This window comes from Streptomyces sp. NPDC058086 (assembly GCF_042885015.1).
In the GTDB taxonomy this organism is placed as follows: Bacteria; Actinomycetota; Actinomycetes; order Streptomycetales; family Streptomycetaceae; genus Streptomyces.
This window is the reverse complement of the sequence record NZ_JBHVST010000063.1, coordinates 28,223-47,120: the sequence shown is the minus strand read 5'-3', so window position 1 is coordinate 47,120 and position 18,898 is coordinate 28,223. Positions and strand designations below refer to the sequence as shown.

Genomic DNA, 18,898 nt, shown 5'->3' with positions numbered 1-18,898 from the left:
TTCCGCTCGCACTCATGTGCCACCCGCCGACGCGAGTCGCAGCGGCGTTTGATAAATATCAGCTCATGCCTCTCATTCCCGAGGAGCCTCAGATTCACGAGAGTGCCCAGGGTCCCCGCGCGACTCCGGCCAGTGGCCGCACCGCGCCGACCCCCCGTCCCGTACCCGGTCCCCGTCCCGCGGCTCCGCCGCGTCCCGGACGTCCGGGACCTGTCCGGCCGATGCCGGCCCAACGCACCCCGCGTGAGCCGGTCGTGGCCACGCCGGGGTCATCCGCCCCGGCGGCCGCGCCCGCTGCCGCCACCCCACAGATCCAGCTGATCCCGGCCTCGGCCGAGGGTGCGCTGGACGCCGCCGAAGAAGCGGTCGACCTGCTGTTGGAGTCGGGCCGAGCCCCCGGTGAGGTGCTGGTGATCACCACCGGCGAGCCGCACCCGTGGGCCGCGCACGAACTCTCCTTCGGCGAAGCCGCCTACTGGGCGCAGCACGACGCGGGCGACGACGTCTTCTACGCCGACGCCTCCGTCGCGGGCCGGGCCGCGTCCCGTCCCGTGGTCGTGGTCGCCGTCAACGGCGGTCCCGACGCTGCCGCCGCCACCGCCCTGCCCCTGGCCCTCGGCCGGGCCGGCGCCCTGCTGATCGTCTGCGGCGACCCGCAGCAGATCAACTCGGTGCTGGGCGCCGGAGTCTGAACGAATCCCGGACACCGTCCGGGATTCGCTCGGGCAACGGTCGGGGTGATGTCTCGGGCGTGATGGTGGTGCCATCACGGCACCACCTGTACGGCGGTCGTTTTGTCATGCCTGGAGCTCGTGTGCCCGACGGACCGCGCGCGCATGTAGTGCGTGTGCACGGAGTCCGTGTGCCTGCAGTCCTGCGGACGGTCACCAGGCCGTCCGGCGATGGCGTACACCGAAGAGACACCCCGCCCACGGAGACGCCCACCGCCGCCCCCATGGCCTCGGCAGGCAAGCAGTCACTACGGGCGTTCCGGAGGGGCGCGTACGCCGCTGCATCGGGCGCAAGCGCTACGGGACTGCCCCCGCCCGGTCCCGCCCGCCGTGGGGGCCGCCACGGCGCGGGCGGACGCGCCCGGGCCGCGGGGACGAGTGCCCCTCAGGGGCCCTCAAGGCGGGCCGGCACCTGGGCGGGCGCCGACGCCGCACGGCCGCGACAGACTCAGCGGGCGGCCGCCCGGCGCAGCACCTCCGACGCGGCGCCCCCGGTGCGTGGGAGCGGCGGTGGAGCCTCGGTCAGGGCGAAGGACTCAGGTGGGGAGTCCGCGCTCGGACGGCGTCCGCCACGGCCCTCGCCCAGTACCTGCCAGCCGTCGTGCGTCAGTGTGATGTACGCCCCGCAGCGCAGCCCGTGGAGGGTGCAGGCGTCCCGCAGCCCCCACATCCACGCCCCGTCCTCCTCGGTCCAACGTGCGTCGCCCTCACGGCAGTAGAGCAGCACCGCCGTGCGTACCGGGGTGCGGCGCCGCAGGTCGTGCGGGATCACCCGGCGCAGCTGCGCCAGCAGGGAGTTGCGGAACATCCAGCCGTCTGCCGGAGCCGACCGCCGGGTGAACGAGGCGCTCGCCCGCAGCCGCTCGTCCGCGTCGAGGACGGCCACGATGGCGGTCGTGGGTCTCGGCCGGTGCCGTGCGTGCAATCCGCTGACGACCTCCCGGGGATTGCGCAGCAGCGGAATCCCCGCAGCGGCCCATTCGGCGGGTTCGAGCATACGGGTCAGTGGGTTGGCGGAAGCGGCGGACAGATCGGCAGACGTCGACATGGATGCCGCCGAGGACGGAGCGAATCCGAAGGTCACGGTCCTCCCTTCGGCTACGCGCCCACACAGCGGGCGGGGTCGGACTTGGGGGAGCGCACGCCGCAGCAGAGCCCTACCGGATCACGGGCGAGCCGTACGGGGAGCGGACCTCAATTCTTCCTGTCGAACTTGGTTGCGGCAACGAGCAATTGGGGCCACCGACCGTTTTCCGGCTATACGTCATGTATATCCCTGCCCGCTGTTCTTGATGGCGACACATGGGTCACGCCTGTACGGCCAGGACCAGCGGCAACACCCCCTGCGCCCCGGATCGTCGCAGCATGCGCGCGGCGACCGCGAGCGTCCAGCCCGTCTCGGTGGCGTCGTCCACGAGCAGCACGGGACCGCCTGCTTCCTTGAGGGCGGCCGCCAGCGCGGGCGGCACGGTCAGCGCCCCGTCGAGTGCCTTCAGCCGCTGGGCGCTGTTGCTCCGGTGGACCTGTGAGACGGCCTCGCCCACGTACTCCACGGACCCCAGCAGCGGCAGTCGGCCGACCTCCGCGATCCGCGCGCCCAGCGACTGGATCAACTGTGGACGCCTGCGCGAGGCCATGGTGACGACGCCGACCGGGCGCGGCTGCGCGTCGGGCCGCCCGGAGGCCCAGCCGCCGGGCCCCTTCGCCCAGTCGGTCAGGACGCCGACCACGGCCTTCGCCACATCGTCCGGCACGGGTCCGTCCGGTGCCTGGGGTGTGAGCATCGGCCGCAGCCGGTTGCCCCAGCCGATGTCCGAGAGCCGCCCCAAGGCGCGCCCCGGTGCGGCCTGTTCGCCCGCCGGGATTCGCCCCTTCAGGTCGACGCCGACGGCCGGCAGGCCCGTCGGCCACATCTTGCGGGGGTCGACGTCGACACCGGCGCGGCCCAGCTCGCCGTTGGCCGCGTCGAGCGCGGTGGGGGACACGGACGCCTCGAACCGGGCTCCCGCACAGGTGTCGCAGCGCCCGCACGGCTTCGCCAGCTCGTCGTCGAGCTGGCGCCGCAGAAACTCCATCCGGCAGCCGGTGGTCGACACGTAGTCGCGCATCGCCTGCTGCTCGGCGGCCCGCTGCTTGGCGACCCAGGCGTAGCGCTCGGTGTCGTACGTCCAGGGCACGCCCGTGGAGATCCAGCCGCCCTGGACGCGCCGCACCGCGCCGTCCACGTCGAGCACCTTGAGCATCGTCTCCAGACGGGACCTGCGCAGCTCCACCAGGGGTTCGAGGGCGGGCAGCGAGAGCGGCCTTTCAGCGCGGGCCAGGACGTCCAGGGTCCGGCGTACCTGCTCCTCCGGAGGGAAGGCGATCGACGCGAAGTACTCCCAGATCGCCTGGTCCTCCTTGCCCGGCAGGAGAAGCACCTCGGCATGCTTCACCCCGCGGCCCGCTCGTCCCACCTGCTGGTAGTACGCGATGGGGGAGGAGGGGGAGCCCAGGTGCACCACGAATCCGAGGTCGGGCTTGTCGAAGCCCATGCCCAGCGCGGATGTGGCGACCAGGGCCTTGACGCGGTTGGCGAGGAGGTCCTCCTCGGCCTGTTGGCGGTCCGCGTTCTCCGTCTTTCCGGTGTACGAGGCGACGGTGTGCCCGCTCTGGCGCAGGAACGCGGTGACCTCCTCGGCGGCGGCCACGGTGAGTGTGTAGATGATGCCCGAGCCTGGCAGGTCGCTCAGGTGCTCGGCGAGCCAGGCCATGCGGTGGGCGGCGTCCGGCAGCCGCAGCACGCCGAGACTCAGGCTCTCCCGGTCCAGCGGACCGCGCAGGACGAGCGCGTCGGTGCTGGCGCCGGTGCCCAGCTGCTCGGCCACATCGGCCGTCACGCGGGCGTTGGCGGTCGCGGTGGTGGCCAGGACGGGGACGCCCGGCGGGAGATCGGCGAGCATCGTGCGCAGCCTGCGGTAGTCCGGCCGGAAGTCGTGCCCCCAGTCGGAGATGCAGTGTGCCTCGTCGACCACGAGCAGGCCGGTCGCCGCGGCGAGCTTGGGCAGCACCTGATCGCGGAAGTCGGGATTGTTGAGCCGCTCAGGGCTCACCAGGAGCACGTCGACCTCGCCGGCGGCCACCTCGGCCTGGATCGTCTCCCACTCCTCCGTGTTCGACGAGTTGATGCTCCGAGCGTGGATACCGGCGCGGGCGGCCGCCTCCACCTGGTTGCGCATGAGGGCGAGGAGCGGCGAGACGATGACCGTGGGCCCGGCGCCCCGCTCGCGCAGCAGCGCGGTGGCGACGAAGTACACGGCGGACTTGCCCCAGCCCGTGCGCTGCACGACGAGGGCTCTGCGCTTGTCGGCCACCAGGGCCTCGATGGCGCGCCACTGGTCCCCGCGCAGCCGGGCCTCGCCCGCCGGGGCGCCGACGAGGCGGGCGAGTACGGCATCGGCCGCGCCGCGCAGGTCGGCGTTGGGTGGGTCCGTGTTGGTCGAGGGGCGTGGGTCGTCGTTGCTCATGGCCCCATGCAACCCGATGGGTCGGACATCGCGCGAACGAGGCCGCCGGGTTGTGGACAAGTTATGTCGTGGTCATGGCCAGGGTTATCCACAGGGCAAAGCGGAATTTCAAGATCCGCGGGATGGTCACGGCATGACGAATCACAGCGAAGCCGCCGGCACGTCCGGTGACAATGACATCAGCGGGCGCGGTCGGCACGGGGGAGACAGCGCGGGCCACGCGCCGGGCGGGCGCAGCGGTCGGGGCGAGCACGATGGGCACGACCTGCCCGGGCAGCACCAGGTGACCCTGCGCACACCGGCCGAACTGGCCGATGCCCTGCCCTACCTGCTCGGATACCGGCCCGAGGACAGCATCGTGCTGGTAGCCCTGCACGACGGAGAGAGGCGCGGCCGCTTCGGCGGGCGGGCACGGCTCGGCATCCCGGCCCACGCGGACGACTGGCCGTCCGTCGCCGATCAGCTCGCACAAGGACTGGTGACGGGAAGCGAGCGCAGAGGGGCCCGGCCCGAGGGCATGGTCGCCTACCTCTGTCAGGAGCCGGGGACCGGAGAGTCGGCACGGGACGTCATGGAACGTCTGCGGCCGCTCGCGCAGTTTCTGCGCACGGCCTGCGGTCGCCTCGACGTCCCCGTCGTCGAGGCCCTGTGCATCTCCGACGGCCGCTTCTGGTCGTACTGCTGCCCCGGCCAGGGGTGCTGTTCGTCCGAGGGGCATCCGATGGGACTGCCCGGCACCTCAGTCCTCGCCGCCGCAGCGACCTACGCCGGCCTCCAAGTGCGCGGATCGCTGCGGGAATTCATTGCCCGGTTCATTCCGTGGGAAGGCGCGGCCGCACGTGAGCAGCAGGCCGCGCTCGACACGGCGAGCATGGCCCTGGTTCCCAGGATCCTCGACGGCGAGGGCCGTGCGGAGGTGGCCGAGGAGACCCTCGGGCTGGCCCGGCAGGTCATGAAGAGGTTCGCCGATGCCCCACCCGTGTCCGGCACACGCCCGGCGGACCTCCGCGACGACGGTCTCCTGGAGCACGACGAGGCCGCCACCCTGATCCTCGGGCTTCAGGACCGCGCAACCCGCGACCGCGCCGCCGAGTGGATGGAGGGTGACGAGGCCGGCCCGGCCCTGCGCCTCTGGCGGGCGCTGGCCCGCCGCTGCGTCGGCCCCTATGGCGAGCACGCGGCGGCACCCCTCACCCTCGCCGGGTGGGTCGCCTGGTCGACCGGTGACGAACTGGAGGCTCGCGAGGCCCTGGCCATGGCACTCGGCGCCGATCCCGACTACCTCTTCGCCCGTCTCCTGCACCAGGCGTGCAACGAGGGCCTCAACCCGGAGTCGATCCGCCGCTGCCTGCGCGCGGAGCGCACCGGCCGGACAGGGGCGGAAGCGGAAAAGCCGGCGGGTCCCGATCGCTCGGCACCGCGCGACGTCGCCGAGCCGCCAGGCACCCCGAACCGACGGCGGCGCAGGGCACGCACGGCGGGGATCGCGGCACCGCGCGGAAGTGGGCGTCACCCCGGGGTGGGTAGCCGGCGTCGGCCCTCTGATAAGGCCGTGCCCGGCGGGGAGGGGCCGGGGCGCGCGCCTGAGTCGACGAGCGAAAGGGCACGTGCCCGCCGCAAGGGCGGTCGGCGGGTTGTGGGGGAGGAGACGTGAGCGTGTGGAGCGGGGCGGATCGGCGATTGTCGGTTCGGGTGACACATGAGGTGCCCCCGGAGCCGGATGACACTCCACTCGACGCGGCGGCACGCCCCGGCCCGCGCGGCACGGGCGGGCGGCGCGCGCCCGCGATCTCCAAGCCCGAACCCCTGGCCCCCACGGCCCCCATACCAGCCGTCCGCGGCATGCCCCACCGGCCGTCCCACCGCCATTCGGTCGGCTTGCCCTGCCCAGGGCGTGACCCCGGAGAGGGCCGTTCCGTTCGCCTGTGTGGCGGTACCCGTGGCCGGGCCGCGCCGCCGAACGCCCTCGCCCCTCCGGATCCCCCCACCCGGCGCCGAGCGCGCCCCAGGCGCACTGACCAAGGAACCCGCATGCCCCTGCCCATTCCACCCTCCGATCCCGACGGCGCCCTCCCGCCGGTGCGCGGGCCCGCTCAGCCCTTCCCGCGTCGCGCCGGTTCGCAGGCGCCCTTCGCGGGAGTCGAGAGCGCTTTGAGCCCCTTCGCGGGGCCGCGCGGTCCGACGGCTCGTCACACCCCGCTTCCTGGGCCGCGCCGGACCACGGACCTGCCGCCCGTGCACAACGCCCTGATCTGCGTCGCCCTGCCGGGACTGGCGATCTCCACGGACCAGGGGCAGCTGACCGGCCGCGGGCTGGAGGGGTTCTACCGCGCGGGCCGCCGGACGCTGTCCCGCTGCCAGGTTCGAGTGGCAGGGCGCGAACCACTCGCCGTACAGGCCCGGATGGTCGCCGCGGACCGAGCCCGCTTCGTCGGGACGGTGCGAGCCTCCGCCGACGGCAGCCCGGATCCCGACGTGGTCGTGGAGCGGACGCGCGACGCGGACGGCACGGAGAGGATCACCCTGCGCAGCGCCTCCCCCCGCGTCCTGCGCGTGCCCGTCGAGGTCGCCCTCGGTACGGATCTCGCGGAGCTCGGCTCCGTCGCCTCGGGCCGAGCCGGGCCCGAACTGCCCGCCAGCGTCCACGACTCGGGCCTGCGATGGTCCTGTGCCACCGGGAGCTCGATCGTCACGGCCGTCCCACCGCCCGCCGACGCCCTGGCCTCCGCGGGACTGCTCCGCTGGGAGCTCGAACTGCCACCCGGTGGCACCCGGAGTGTGGAGCTGCGGGTGCGACCGGGCGGTGCGGGATCGGCCAGAGCCGTCGGCCGCGGCGCCACGAGCCCGCTCTCCGCCGCCCGGGTCACCGGTGACGACCCCAGGGTCCAGGCGTTTATGGACACCTGCGTCGAGGACCTCCAGGCGCTACTGCTGCGCGATGCCGGCCACCCGTCGGACACGTACCTCGCGGCGGGGGCGCCGTGGCGATGCGGCCTGGCGCCGGCCGAGGCACTGGTCGCGGCCCGGATGACACTGCCACTCGGCACCCGGCTCGCCGCGGGCACGCTGCGGACCCTCGCCCGCACCCAAATCGCGGGCCCGGGAGCGCAGTCCGGCCTGATCCCCGGCCCGCGCCGGGACGCCGGCCCGCACCTGCCTCCGAGCTGCACGGCCACCGAGGCGACCCTGCTGTTCCCCGTACTGCTCGCGGAGGCCCGGCGCTGGGGACTTCCGGAGCAGGAGACCGAGGAACTGCTGCCCGCGGCCGAGCGGTGCCTCGCCTGGCTGCGGACCACCGTCGGTGACGGCGCCTACCTGCCCGACCCGCACCCCGGCGGGCCGTTCCGCTGCGAGACGCAGGCGCATGCCCACCGCGCGGCGCTGCTGGGCGCCGATCTGCTCGACGCGTACGGACGGCCGGGTGGAGAGGGACTGGTGCAGTGGGCCCAGGAGATGCGGACCGCGTTCCGCGGGGACTTCTGGGCCGAGGACCGGGGAGGCGGCAGACCGGCGGCCGCCCGGGCCCCGGACGGGCGCCTCCTACCCCACCTCGGCGCGAGCACCGCCCACCTCCTCGACACGGGACTGCTCGGCTCCGGCATGTTCGCCCCGGGCCTGCTCGACAAGGTGCAGACCGAGCAGCTCGCACGGCTGCTCGGCGGCCCGGCCATGGACTCCGGCTGGGGTCTGCGCAGCCTGGGTGCCAACGAGGCGGCGTACAACCCCTTCGGACACCGCGGCGGCGCCGTGCGCGTCCAGGAGACCGCGACCGCCGTCACCGGTCTGGTCACCGCGGGCTACGAGAAGGAGGCGAGCGCTCTGTTCCGGGGCCTGCTGGCGGCGGCCGAGACCTTCGGACACCGGCTGCCCGAGATGTACGCGGGAGAGCAGCGCACGGAAGGCGGCGCCCCGCTCCCGCACCCCGCCGCCTGTCGGCCTGCGGCCACGTCGGCGGCCGCCGGGGTGCTGCTCCTCACCTCCCTCGCGGGCATCCGCCCCGACGCCCCGGCCAGGACGGTGACGCTGCGCCCGGTCAGTAGTGCGCCGCTGGGCGAGATCGGACTGACGGGACTGCGGATCGCGGGCGCCCCGTTCTCCGTGCGTGTCAGCAGACTCGGTCTCGCGATGGTGGAGGAGGCGGCCGGCGGACTGCAGTTGGGAGTGTGACCTTGCGCGACGCGTCCTCGAACGGCGACCGGCAGCGGCCGGTGGGACCCGTACAGGACCGAAGTGGATCATCAGTGGAAGCGACTGGCGAAGGGCGTGTTTATCGTCAGGCAGACGACTATGATCGCGGCATGCCCTACGACCCGTCGGCCTTTCCGCCCTTTGCCGTGACCGTGGACCTGGTCGTGCTGACCGTGCGTCGCCATGCCCTGTGTGCGCTGGCGGTACGGAGGGGGGAACAGCCTTTCCAGGGACGATGGGCGCTTCCGGGCGGCTTCGTACGGCCCGACGAGGACCTGGCACAGGCGGCCGCGCGAGAGCTGGTCGAGGAGACCGGGCTGCGCGCCCACGACCCGTCAGCCCCGGCACAGGACAACGGCGCGCACCTGGAACAGCTGGCGACCTACGGTGACCCCAAGCGCGACCCGCGGATGAGGGTGGTCAGCGTCGCCCATCTCGCGCTGGCCCCCGATCTGCCCGCGCCCAGGGCCGGAGGCGACGCCAACAGCGCGCGCTGGGCGCCCGTGGAGGAGTTGCTGCAGCAGGGCGGTTACGGCCGCGACGGAGAGCAGGCGGCACCCCTCGCCTTCGACCACGCCCAGATCCTCTCGGACGGGGTGGAACGCGCCCGGTCCAAGATCGAGTACTCGTCGTTGGCCACCGCCTTCTGCCCGTCCGAGTTCACCGTCGGAGAGCTGCGCCGCGTGTACGAGGCTGTGTGGGGGGTGGCACTCGACCCGCGCAATTTCCACCGCAAGGTGACGGGCACTCCGGGGTTCCTCGTGCCCACGGGCGGTACGACCACGCGACAGGGCGGCCGACCCGCGCAGCTGTTCCGCGCCGGCGGCGCCACGTTGCTCAATCCGCCGATGCTGCGCCCCGAGGTCTGACGAGGGCGGATCGACTCACAGGGGCGTGTCGCCGCGAAAGAGTGGGAAGAGCTGCCGCGGATGAGCCGCAAGGTGCCCGAAAAACCGGAAATGTCACGCTATCTTGCTGTGAGTGATCCAGGCCATCGGATTGACCAGCAACCCCCGCAAGGAGCTTCCCCCCGCCGTCGACGACGTGTCCTTCGAGGCGCGCTCGGGCCGCGTCACAGCGCTCCTCGGAGCCCCGGGCGCGGGCAAGACGACGGCGCTGAGGCTCATGCTCGAACTCCAGCGGGGCCGTGGAACCACCTACTTCAGAGGCCGTCCACTGCACCGGATCGCCCATCCCTCGCGTGAGGTCGGTGTGCTCCTGGGCGAGGTGGCGGGCCATCCCGCGCGTACGGTCCGCGGGCAGCTCGGCATGGTGTGCGCGGCCGTCGGTGTCCCGATTCGGCGCGTCGACGAAGTGATCGAAGTCGTCGGGCTCGTGAGCCTGCGCGACGAGCGCCTGGGCACCTTGTCGCACGGCATGGACCGCCGTCTGGGCCTGGCCTGTGCGCTGCTGTCCGATCCGCACACCCTCGTCCTCGACGATCCCGCCGGCGGTCTCTCCATCACCGAAGGTCGCTGGCTGCACGGGATTCTGCGGGCGCACGCGGCCCAGGGAGGCACCGTTCTGTTCAGCACGGACGACCCCAAGGAAGCCGCTCGGACGGCCGACCAGGTCATCACGCTGGAGGGAGGCCGGCTCATCGCCGACCAGGAAGCCGCGGACTTCGCCCGCACCCGGCTCCGCCCCCGGGTCGCCGTCCGCAGTCCGCACGCCGTGCGCCTCGGCGCCCTGCTCACCAAGGAGGCCCGCGCCGCGCAGCGTTCCGTGGAGGTCGTACGCGAGGACGGCAACCGGCTCTCGGTGTACGGCAGCACCTGCGCCGACATCGGCGAGACCGCCTTCCGGCACGGCATCCTCGTACACCAACTCGCCGACGAGACCGGCGACATGGGGCCACATGCCACGCTCCCTGCCGAGGATCTCGCCCCCGCCACCGTCGGCACCATGACCTCTGCCCTCATGACCTCTGCCTCCGAGAGCCCCACCTCCACGGTCGATGCCTCCGTGACCGACGAACCCGCCACCGACGAATCCGCCACCGACGAATCCGCGACCGACGAATCCGCCACCGACGAATCCGCGCCCGGTGCGGATTCGGTCGACGAGCCGGGGCCGGCCGAGTCGCGGACCCGTCCGGCTGCTTTGCTGGGCGCGCGGGACCTGCCCCAGCTCCCGCCCCTCATCGCCGTACGCCAGGCCCCGAACCCATTGCGTCCGCTGCGCTACGAACTGCGGCGCGCCACCGGAGTGGGCACCGGCTACCTCACCGCGATCGCCGTGCTGGTCACCTCCGCCCTGCTGTCCGTAATCCTGGCCAGAATCGGTCACACACCCCAACCGCGGCTCCTGGCCGCCTGGCCGCGGGAATGCCCTTTGCCGCCCGCGGCGCTCGGTGCGGGGCTGCTCGGGGCGCTCGCCTTCGGCGAGGAGTTCCGCCACCCCGCCCTGGCCGCGGACCGCGGCACCGTCCCCCGCCGCCTGGGACTGCTCGCCGCCAAACTCCTCGTCGCCTCGGTCACCGCGCTGGCGCTGGCTGTCCTCACGGTGGGCTGCGACCTCGAAATGCTCTATCTCGTCTACGGACGAGAGCTCGTCGGAGTTCCCGCGGACTGGCTTTCGCTGAGCGCGAGTTGGATCGGCCTCACGGTGGGCTGCGCCTGGGCGGGAGTGCTGGCGGCGGGCATCTTCCGGTCCACCACCGCTGGGCTTGCGGCGGTGCTCGCCGTCCCGGTCGTGGTCGTACCACTCGTACAAAAAACCTTGGCGGGACCGTCCGTGCGGAAGGCGGCCGGGTTTTCCGAGCGACTGCGCGAGCTCGTGCTGATGCAGTGGCCGTTCGGGGGAGAGCGCTATATCGCGGCCGGGGCGCGCCTTGTCGCCGAACCCGTGGGCGGTGCCCTGATGTTGTCGCTGACCGCTCTGCTCTGCGCGTATCTGCTCACGACCCTGCGAAGCAGGGTGCGATGACGACCGTCCTTACCCTTCCGTTCCCGCCGTGCGCACAACTCCCCGGAGAACGCCCATTTCTTTCCGATAAGGCGTCAATTGCGACGCGGTGAGCGATCACCCTTTCGTGTGCTTTTCACCAAAGACCTCAAGGGAGTTGGAGACAGCGCCGACAAATGATCCGTGAGTACCCTTGCGCACACCATGATGACCGCCGCCCGCTCCTCAGACTCCGGCCTGGCCGGCCCGGGCGGACTAGACCGCTACCCCTACGCCGAGGGCCCTGGTGCCGAACGCGTCGGCGCCTCCGCGTGGGAGGGCGCGGACCCGGAACTGGGCCGCGTCGGCCGGCGCGCCGCGGGCAGCCGCGGACGCGGACTGCACGGCCAACTCGTCCAGCAGTTGGGTCAGATGATCGTCTCCGGCGACCTGGGCGCGGACCGCCCGCTCGTCCCCGAGGAGATCGGACAGCGGTTCGAGGTCTCCCGTACCGTCGTCCGTGAATCGCTCCGCGTCCTGGAGGCGAAGGGGCTGGTCAGCGCCCGCCCCAACGTCGGTACGCGCGTGCGCCCCGTCAGTGACTGGAATCTTCTCGACCCGGACATCATCGAATGGCGGGCCTTCGGGCCGCAGCGCGACGACCAGCGGCGCGAGCTGAGCGAGCTGCGCTGGACGATCGAGCCGCTCGCCGCGCGTCTGGCCGCCGGGCACGGGCGCGAGGAGGTCCAGCAGCGCCTCGGAGACATGGTCGAGATCATGGGCCATGCCATGGCGCAGGGTGACTCGCTCACCTTCTCGCGGGCCGACGCGGAGTTCCATTCGCTGCTCATCCAGGTATCGGGCAATCGCATGCTGGAGCACCTTTCCGGGATCGTCTCGGCCGCGCTCCAGGTCTCCGGCGGCCCCGTCACCGGCTGCGACCGACCGAACGAGACCTCCTTGACGCACCATGGCCGGATCGTCGAAGCCCTCGCCGAGGCCGACGGCGCGGCGGCCGAGGCGGCCATGCGGCAGTTGCTCGCCGTTCACCCCGAGGTGGAGCGCGTGGTGCCCGCGCCGCGCGAGCACTGATCGCGCCCCGAGTGCGGCGCGGTCGGGGGGCGTGTGCCCTCTCGTGGCATCGCTTGGTCGGCGGAACATCCCCCGCCGGACCCCGGCGGATCCTTCCGGGATCCGGCGGGATCCGGCGATGTGATGAAGGTGATCAAGCCATCGGTTGAGGTGATGAACCCATCGGTTTGAGGTGATGAGTCCATCGGCTGACCTCCTCTGACCGTATCTGGCCGCTTTTGGGCACTTACGGGGTGTGACTCGGGCCACGCAGATTGGGCGTAACGCTCTTCGGAACTGCGCGATGACCTAAGAGGTGACAGCCGAGGAGGGAATACGGACGCCGTTTACGGCGCTGTGCATCCTCCCGGCTCCCGCCCGCGCCGTCGACCCATCCCCAAGTCGGCGGTCGTCGGCTCCTGTCCGCAGTGGACGGGGCCGGAAGCCGTTTTCCAACGTTCCGAGAGGTTGTTCGTGTCGGCCAGCACATCCCGTACGCTCCCGCCGGAGATCGCCGAGTCCGTCTCTGTCATGGCGCTCATTGAGCGGGGAAAGGCTGAGGGGCAGATCGCCGGCGATGACGTGCGTCGGGCCTTCGAAGCTGACCAGATTCCGGCCACTCAGTGGAAGAACGTACTGCGCAGCCTCAACCAGATCCTCGAGGAAGAGGGTGTGACGCTGATGGTCAGTGCCGCGGAGCCCAAGCGCACCCGAAAGAGCGTCGCAGCGAAGAGTCCGGCCAAGCGCACCGCCACCAAGACGGTCGCGGCGAAGACGGTGACCACCAAGAAGGTCGCCGCCACCGCCGCCCCGGCAGTGCCCGTGGCCGACGATCCGGCTGAGGACGCGTCCGCCAAGAAGGTCGCCGCCAAGAAGACGGTCGCCAAGAAGGCCGTCGCGAAGAAGACGGTCGCCAAGAAGGCCGTCGCGAAGAAGACCACCGCCAAGAAGGACGACGCCGAGCTCATCGACGACGAGGCGGTCGAGGAGACCCCGGGCAAGCCCGGTGCCGAGGAGCCCGCCGAGGACGGCGCCCAGGGCTTCGTCCTGTCCGACGAGGACGAGGACGACGCGCCCGCGCAGCAGGTCGCCGCGGCCGGCGCCACCGCCGACCCGGTCAAGGACTACCTCAAGCAGATCGGCAAGGTCCCCCTGCTCAACGCCGAGCAGGAGGTCGAGCTCGCCAAGCGCATCGAGGCCGGTCTGTTCGCAGAGGACAAGCTGGCCAACGCGGACAAGCTCGCCCCCAAGCTCAAGCGCGAGCTGGAGATCATCGCCGAGGACGGCCGTCGCGCCAAGAACCACCTCCTGGAGGCCAACCTCCGTCTGGTGGTCTCCCTGGCCAAGCGCTACACCGGCCGCGGCATGCTCTTCCTGGACCTCATCCAGGAGGGCAACCTCGGTCTGATCCGCGCGGTCGAGAAGTTCGACTACACCAAGGGCTACAAGTTCTCCACGTACGCCACCTGGTGGATCCGTCAGGCGATCACCCGCGCCATGGCCGACCAGGCCCGCACCATCCGTATCCCGGTGCACATGGTCGAGGTCATCAACAAGCTCGCGCGCGTGCAGCGTCAGATGCTCCAGGACCTGGGCCGCGAGCCCACCCCGGAGGAGCTGGCGAAGGAGCTCGACATGACCCCTGAGAAGGTCATCGAGGTCCAGAAGTACGGCCGCGAGCCCATCTCGCTGCACACCCCGCTGGGCGAGGACGGCGACAGCGAGTTCGGTGACCTCATCGAGGACTCCGAGGCCGTCGTCCCGGCCGACGCGGTCAGCTTCACGCTCCTCCAGGAGCAGCTGCACTCCGTCCTCGACACCCTGTCCGAGCGCGAGGCGGGCGTCGTCTCCATGCGTTTCGGTCTCACCGATGGTCAGCCGAAGACCCTCGACGAGATCGGCAAGGTGTACGGCGTCACGCGTGAGCGGATCCGTCAGATCGAGTCCAAGACGATGTCGAAGCTGCGTCACCCGTCGCGTTCGCAGGTGCTGCGCGACTACCTCGACTAGGTCTCGACCGTACTGTCGCCGAGGGCCCGGCTCCCGATGGGGAGCCGGGCCCTCGGCGCATGCACGGAGTGCGCGCCGCCGCCCGCTGGACCACTCTGGGTGTTCCATGACCATCCCAGAGTGAGGAACGCGCATGCGCCGTCCTTTCGTACCAGTACTGGCCCTTGCGGCCGCCGCGGCCCTCATACCGCTGGCATCCCCCGCCCCGGCCGTGACCGACGGCGTCGTCATCGGGGGCCATCCGGTCGACATCGCTCAGAGTCCGTGGACGGTGGCACTGTCCAGCCGTGACCGGTTCGGGGGTACGCGAGCCGGGCAATTCTGCGGCGGCGTGGTGATCGGCCCGTCGCTCGTGCTGACCGCGGCCCACTGCCTGAGTCCGCTCGTGCTCGGGGCGCCACCGCAGCAGATCCACGACTTGAAGATCATCGCGGACCGTACCGACCTGCTGTCCGGCAAGGGCAAGGAGATCCCGGTGCGCGACACCCGGGTCAATCCGCAGTACGACGCCGTCACGAACGCCGGGGACTTCGCCGTGATCACCCTCGCCTCCCCGCTGCCCCAGAGCTCGGTCATCCGTATGGCCCCCTCGGGGGATCCCGCGTACACGCCCGGCACGGCCGCCGCGGTCTACGGCTGGGGCGATACGACAGGCATCGGCAGTTACCCGCTGAGTCTGCGGTCCGCGAGCGTGAACGTATTGTCCGACTCGGTCTGTGAGCGGGCTTATCCGGGGAGTGAGGAAGGCGCTTATCAAGCCGCTTCCATGGTGTGCGCCGGGGAGGCCGCGGGTGGGCGGGATGCCTGTCAGGGGGACAGCGGTGGCCCGCTCGTCGCCCAGGGGCGGCTGATCGGCCTCGTGTCCTGGGGCAGCGGCTGTGGGCAGGCGGGAAGCCCCGGGGTCTACACGCGGGTCTCAGACGTCGTCAGGGCGCTCGACACGAGCCGCTGAGGCCACGCAGGCGGAAGCGGTACGGAACGTGGCGGATCGCGGGACGAGGGACACGGGGCGCCGGGGTGGGATGAATCGGGGGCACCTGGAGGGTGCGTAGGAGCGATTCCGGCCAGTGTGGAGGCGCGCCGCAGCAATACGGGCCGGTGGCGCGTAGAGGTGCCCGGCAAGGGCGCGCACTGGTGGCGCATCGAAGTGCGTGAGCGCGGTGCGCGTCGCGGCCGCACGGCACCGTGCAGCTGCTCAGGGCGGTGGCGCACTGCACCGCCGGGAGGCGGTACGCATACGGGCGGTCACCCCGAGTAGCAAGGGTGACCGCCCGTACACCGGCCTATTGCCAGAGTTGGCTCGTCGTCGTTGACGCGAAGTGTCAGCGCTCTTCGTCGTTGGACGTTGCCGGGACCGACGTCAGTCGCTCCGTCTCGTCCTGTATCTCAGCGGCGATCTTCTTGAGTTCCGGCTCAAACTTGCGTCCGTGGTGGGCGCAGAAGAGCAGTTCACCGCCGCTGAGGAGGACGACGCGCAGATATGCCTGGGCGCCGCAACGGTCGCAGCGGTCAGCGGCCGTCAGCGGGCTCGCGGGGGTCAGAACAGTAGTCACGTCGCCTCTTCTCTAGCTCGACGAGCTGTCGTACCAGGGTCAACATCCAACCAGGCCGAAAACGTTCCCGCTCGTGGCTTTTCCTCGAAAAATTCTTCCGGGGCGGCTGTCTGCTGCCGGGTGGCGGCGAATGAGCCGTATTACGTGTCTTTGTGTCTTACGGGTTCGCGCTGTCTGTCAGGGTCAGTCCTCCCCGGCTGGCTTGCCGGTTGTTCATGAGGACGTGCCCGGAGCCTAAATGGTTCATGCCTGGAAGGGAACGTGATATGTACTTCACTCCATCGAGGGATCGAACACTCATGCGAGCCTGGACTAGTCTGAGTTCATGCGAGGGTGGCGTTACAACGGCTCTACCAGGCCTCGGTACCCTCTGAGCGGAGACCGAAGCCGGCCCCTTACCCAAAAGGGTCCCATCTGAAATTCAGCGAGGAGCGAACCGCGTGACCGCCGACACGTCCGTGCCGTCCACAGCGTTGCTGACCGGAGCAGACCGGGACGGTTCCAACTACACCGCGCGGCACCTGCTCGTCCTCGAGGGGCTCGAGGCCGTACGCAAGCGCCCCGGCATGTACATCGGCTCGACCGACAGCCGCGGTCTTATGCACTGCCTGTGGGAGATCATCGACAACTCCGTGGACGAGGCCCTCGGGGGCTACTGTGACCACATCGAGGTGATCCTGCACGACGACGCCTCGGTGGAGGTGCGGGACAACGGCCGCGGCATCCCGGTCGACGTGGAGCCCAAGACCGGTATGTCGGGCGTCGAGGTCGTGATGACCAAGCTGCACGCGGGCGGCAAGTTCGGAGGCGGCTCGTACGCGGCCTCCGGCGGTCTGCACGGCGTGGGCGCCTCCGTGGTGAACGCGCTCTCCGCCCGTCTGGACATCGAGGTGGACCGCAGTGGCCACACCCATGCGGTGAGCTTCCGTCGCGGCACTCCGGGAGCGTTCAGGGCGGACGGTCCCGAGGCCGCCTTCGACGCGGCCAGCGGGCTGCGCAAGCTGAAGAGGATCCCCAAGACACGCACCGGCACGCGCGTGCGCTATTGGGCCGACCGCCAGATCTTCCTCAAGGACGCCAAGCTCTCCCTGGAGAACCTGCACCAGCGCGCCCGCCAGACCGCGTTCCTGGTGCCCGGCCTGACCATCGTCGTCCGTGACGAATACGGGCTCGGCGAGGGCGGCAGCAAGGGCGAGGAGTCCTTCCGCTTCGACGGCGGCATCAGCGAGTTCTGCGAGTACCTGGCCACCGACAAGCCCGTCTGTGACGTCCTCCGCTTCTCCGGGCAGGGCACCTTCAAGGAGACCGTCCCGGTCCTCGACGACCACGGGCAGATGACGCCCACCGAGGTCACTCGTGAGCTCGGCGTCGATGTGGCGTTGCGCTGGGGCACCGGCTACGACACGAACCTCAAGTCGTTCGTGAACATCATCGCCACGCCCAAGGGCGGTACCCACGTCGCCGGCTTCGAACAGGCCGTCGTCAAGACGATGAACGAGGTGCTGCGGTCCAAGAAGCTGCTGCGGGTCGCCGAGGACGACATCGTCAAGGACGATGCCCTGGAGGGCCTGACCGCCGTCGTCACCGTGCGCCTCGCGGAGCCGCAGTTCGAGGGCCAGACCAAGGAGGTCCTCGGCACCTCGGCGGCCCGCCGGATCGTGACGAACGTGGTCTCCAACGAACTCAAGGCCTTCCTGACCACCACGAAGCGGGACGCGGCAGCGCAGGCCCGGGTCGTGATGGAGAAGGCCGTCGCCGCCGCGCGTACGCGGATCGCGGCCCGCCAGCACAAGGACGCGCAGCGTCGGAAGACCGCCCTCGAGTCCTCCTCGCTGCCCGCCAAGCTCGCGGACTGCCGCAGCGACGACGTCGAGCGCAGCGAGCTGTTCATCGTCGAGGGAGACTCCGCGCTCGGCACCGCCAAGCTGGCCCGGAACTCCGAGTTCCAGGCGCTGCTGCCGATTCGTGGCAAGATCCTCAACGTCCAGAAGGCGTCCGTCACGGACATGCTCAAGAACGCCGAGTGCGGCGCGATCATCCAGGTCATAGGGGCCGGGTCCGGGCGGACGTTCGACATCGACGCGGCGCGGTACGGGAAGATCATTCTGCTCGTCGACGCCGACGTCGACGGGGCGCACATCCGGATTCTGCTGCTGACGCTGTTCCAGCGGTACATGCGGCCGATGGTCGAGGCGGGGCGGGTGTTCGCGGCGGTGCCTCCGCTGCACCGCATCGAGCTGAGCCAGCCCAAGAAGGGCCAGGACAAGTACGTCTACACGTACTCGGACCGTGAGCTGCGCGAGACGCTGCTGGAGCTGCAGCGCAAGAACGTGCGCTACAAGGACTCGATCCAGCGTTACAAGGGCCTTGGTGAGATGGACGCCGATCAGCTGGCGGAGACGACGATGGACCCGCGCCACCGGACGCTGCGGCGGATCAACATCTCCGACCTGGAGGCGTCCGAGCAGGTGTTTGACCTGCTGATGGGGAACGATGTCGCTCCTCGTAAGGAGTTCATCTCCAGCTCTGCGGCGACGCTGGACAGGTCGCGTATCGACGCGTAGGCGCTGCGCTGGCGGGGGCCGGGGCCGGGGCCGGGTGTTTGTGGTGGGTCGGGGCCGTGGCGGTGCGTCGAGCCCGCCGCCGCTGGATCAGGCGTGGGCCGGGCATGGGAGCCGCTGCTCGATCCGGGCGTGAGCGACGGGCTTGCGACGCACCGCCACGGCCCCTTCCGTGGGAGGGCCGGCTGCGGGTGGGTGGGGGCTGGTCGCGCAGTTCCCCGCGCCCCTCAAGGGGCGCTGCGCGCATCTTCAGCCGTCCGGCGTTTGAGGACGAGGCCATTCAGGCCGATCGGGGGTTTGGGGGCGGAGCCCCTGAGTGGGGATGACGGGGGTCCCCCTGCTCGAACGAAGCCGAGAGCTTGGGGGAGGGCAGGGGCGGCGGAGGCGAGAAC

At 71.1% G+C, this 18,898-nt stretch carries 12 protein-coding genes; 9 read left to right on the top strand and 3 right to left on the bottom strand.

Features of this window, described 5'->3' with window-relative positions:
* Positions 1-65 precede the first annotated feature (65 nt).
* The gene (locus ACFVWD_RS36690) at positions 66-692 is read left to right on the top strand and encodes a hypothetical protein (RefSeq protein ID WP_095852216.1); all 627 of its coding nucleotides are present in this window, start codon (positions 66-68) and stop codon (positions 690-692) included.
* 487 nt (positions 693-1,179) lie between these two features.
* On the opposite strand, the gene ACFVWD_RS36685 is transcribed toward ACFVWD_RS36690, so the two are convergent.
* The gene (locus ACFVWD_RS36685; RefSeq protein ID WP_054229887.1) at positions 1,180-1,815 is read right to left on the bottom strand and encodes a hypothetical protein; all 636 of its coding nucleotides are present in this window, start codon (positions 1,813-1,815) and stop codon (positions 1,180-1,182) included.
* A gap of 223 nt (positions 1,816-2,038) precedes the next feature.
* Positions 2,039-4,237, bottom strand: coding sequence for a RecQ family ATP-dependent DNA helicase (locus ACFVWD_RS36680; protein WP_389602376.1), 2,199 nt, complete (start codon positions 4,235-4,237; stop codon positions 2,039-2,041).
* Between the two features lie 133 nt (positions 4,238-4,370).
* Between ACFVWD_RS36680 and ACFVWD_RS36675 the strand changes: the two genes are divergently transcribed.
* From ACFVWD_RS36675 to ACFVWD_RS36645, 7 genes are all read left to right on the top strand, one after another.
* Entirely contained in the window at positions 4,371-5,891 is a 1,521-nt protein-coding gene (locus tag ACFVWD_RS36675; protein WP_389602375.1) for a DUF4192 domain-containing protein, read from the top strand.
* Positions 5,892-6,268: 377 nt separating this feature from the next.
* Positions 6,269-8,404, top strand: a complete 2,136-nt coding sequence (locus ACFVWD_RS36670; protein WP_389602374.1) for a glycogen debranching N-terminal domain-containing protein — start codon at positions 6,269-6,271, stop codon at positions 8,402-8,404.
* Positions 8,405-8,535: 131 nt separating this feature from the next.
* Positions 8,536-9,294 (top strand): NUDIX domain-containing protein, encoded by a 759-nt coding sequence (locus ACFVWD_RS36665; RefSeq protein WP_054229890.1) that lies wholly within the window; start codon positions 8,536-8,538, stop codon positions 9,292-9,294.
* Between the two features lie 112 nt (positions 9,295-9,406).
* Positions 9,407-11,353, top strand: coding sequence for an ATP-binding cassette domain-containing protein (locus ACFVWD_RS36660; RefSeq protein WP_389602373.1), 1,947 nt, complete (start codon positions 9,407-9,409; stop codon positions 11,351-11,353).
* A gap of 162 nt (positions 11,354-11,515) precedes the next feature.
* Positions 11,516-12,403 (top strand): FadR/GntR family transcriptional regulator, encoded by an 888-nt coding sequence (locus ACFVWD_RS36655; protein ID WP_388203672.1) that lies wholly within the window; start codon positions 11,516-11,518, stop codon positions 12,401-12,403.
* A gap of 453 nt (positions 12,404-12,856) precedes the next feature.
* The gene (locus tag ACFVWD_RS36650; protein ID WP_101403801.1) at positions 12,857-14,392 is read left to right on the top strand and encodes an RNA polymerase sigma factor; all 1,536 of its coding nucleotides are present in this window, start codon (positions 12,857-12,859) and stop codon (positions 14,390-14,392) included.
* 133 nt (positions 14,393-14,525) lie between these two features.
* Positions 14,526-15,344, top strand: coding sequence for a S1 family serine peptidase (locus ACFVWD_RS36645; protein WP_389602372.1), 819 nt, complete (start codon positions 14,526-14,528; stop codon positions 15,342-15,344).
* Positions 15,345-15,714: 370 nt separating this feature from the next.
* On the opposite strand, the gene ACFVWD_RS36640 is transcribed toward ACFVWD_RS36645, so the two are convergent.
* The gene (locus ACFVWD_RS36640) at positions 15,715-15,945 is read right to left on the bottom strand and encodes a hypothetical protein (RefSeq protein WP_075030622.1); all 231 of its coding nucleotides are present in this window, start codon (positions 15,943-15,945) and stop codon (positions 15,715-15,717) included.
* A gap of 440 nt (positions 15,946-16,385) precedes the next feature.
* Between ACFVWD_RS36640 and ACFVWD_RS36635 the strand changes: the two genes are divergently transcribed.
* Positions 16,386-18,509: a type IIA DNA topoisomerase subunit B gene (locus tag ACFVWD_RS36635; RefSeq protein WP_389602371.1), complete on the top strand. Its 2,124-nt coding sequence runs from the start codon at positions 16,386-16,388 to the stop codon at positions 18,507-18,509.
* The last annotated feature ends 389 nt before the right edge of the window (positions 18,510-18,898 follow it).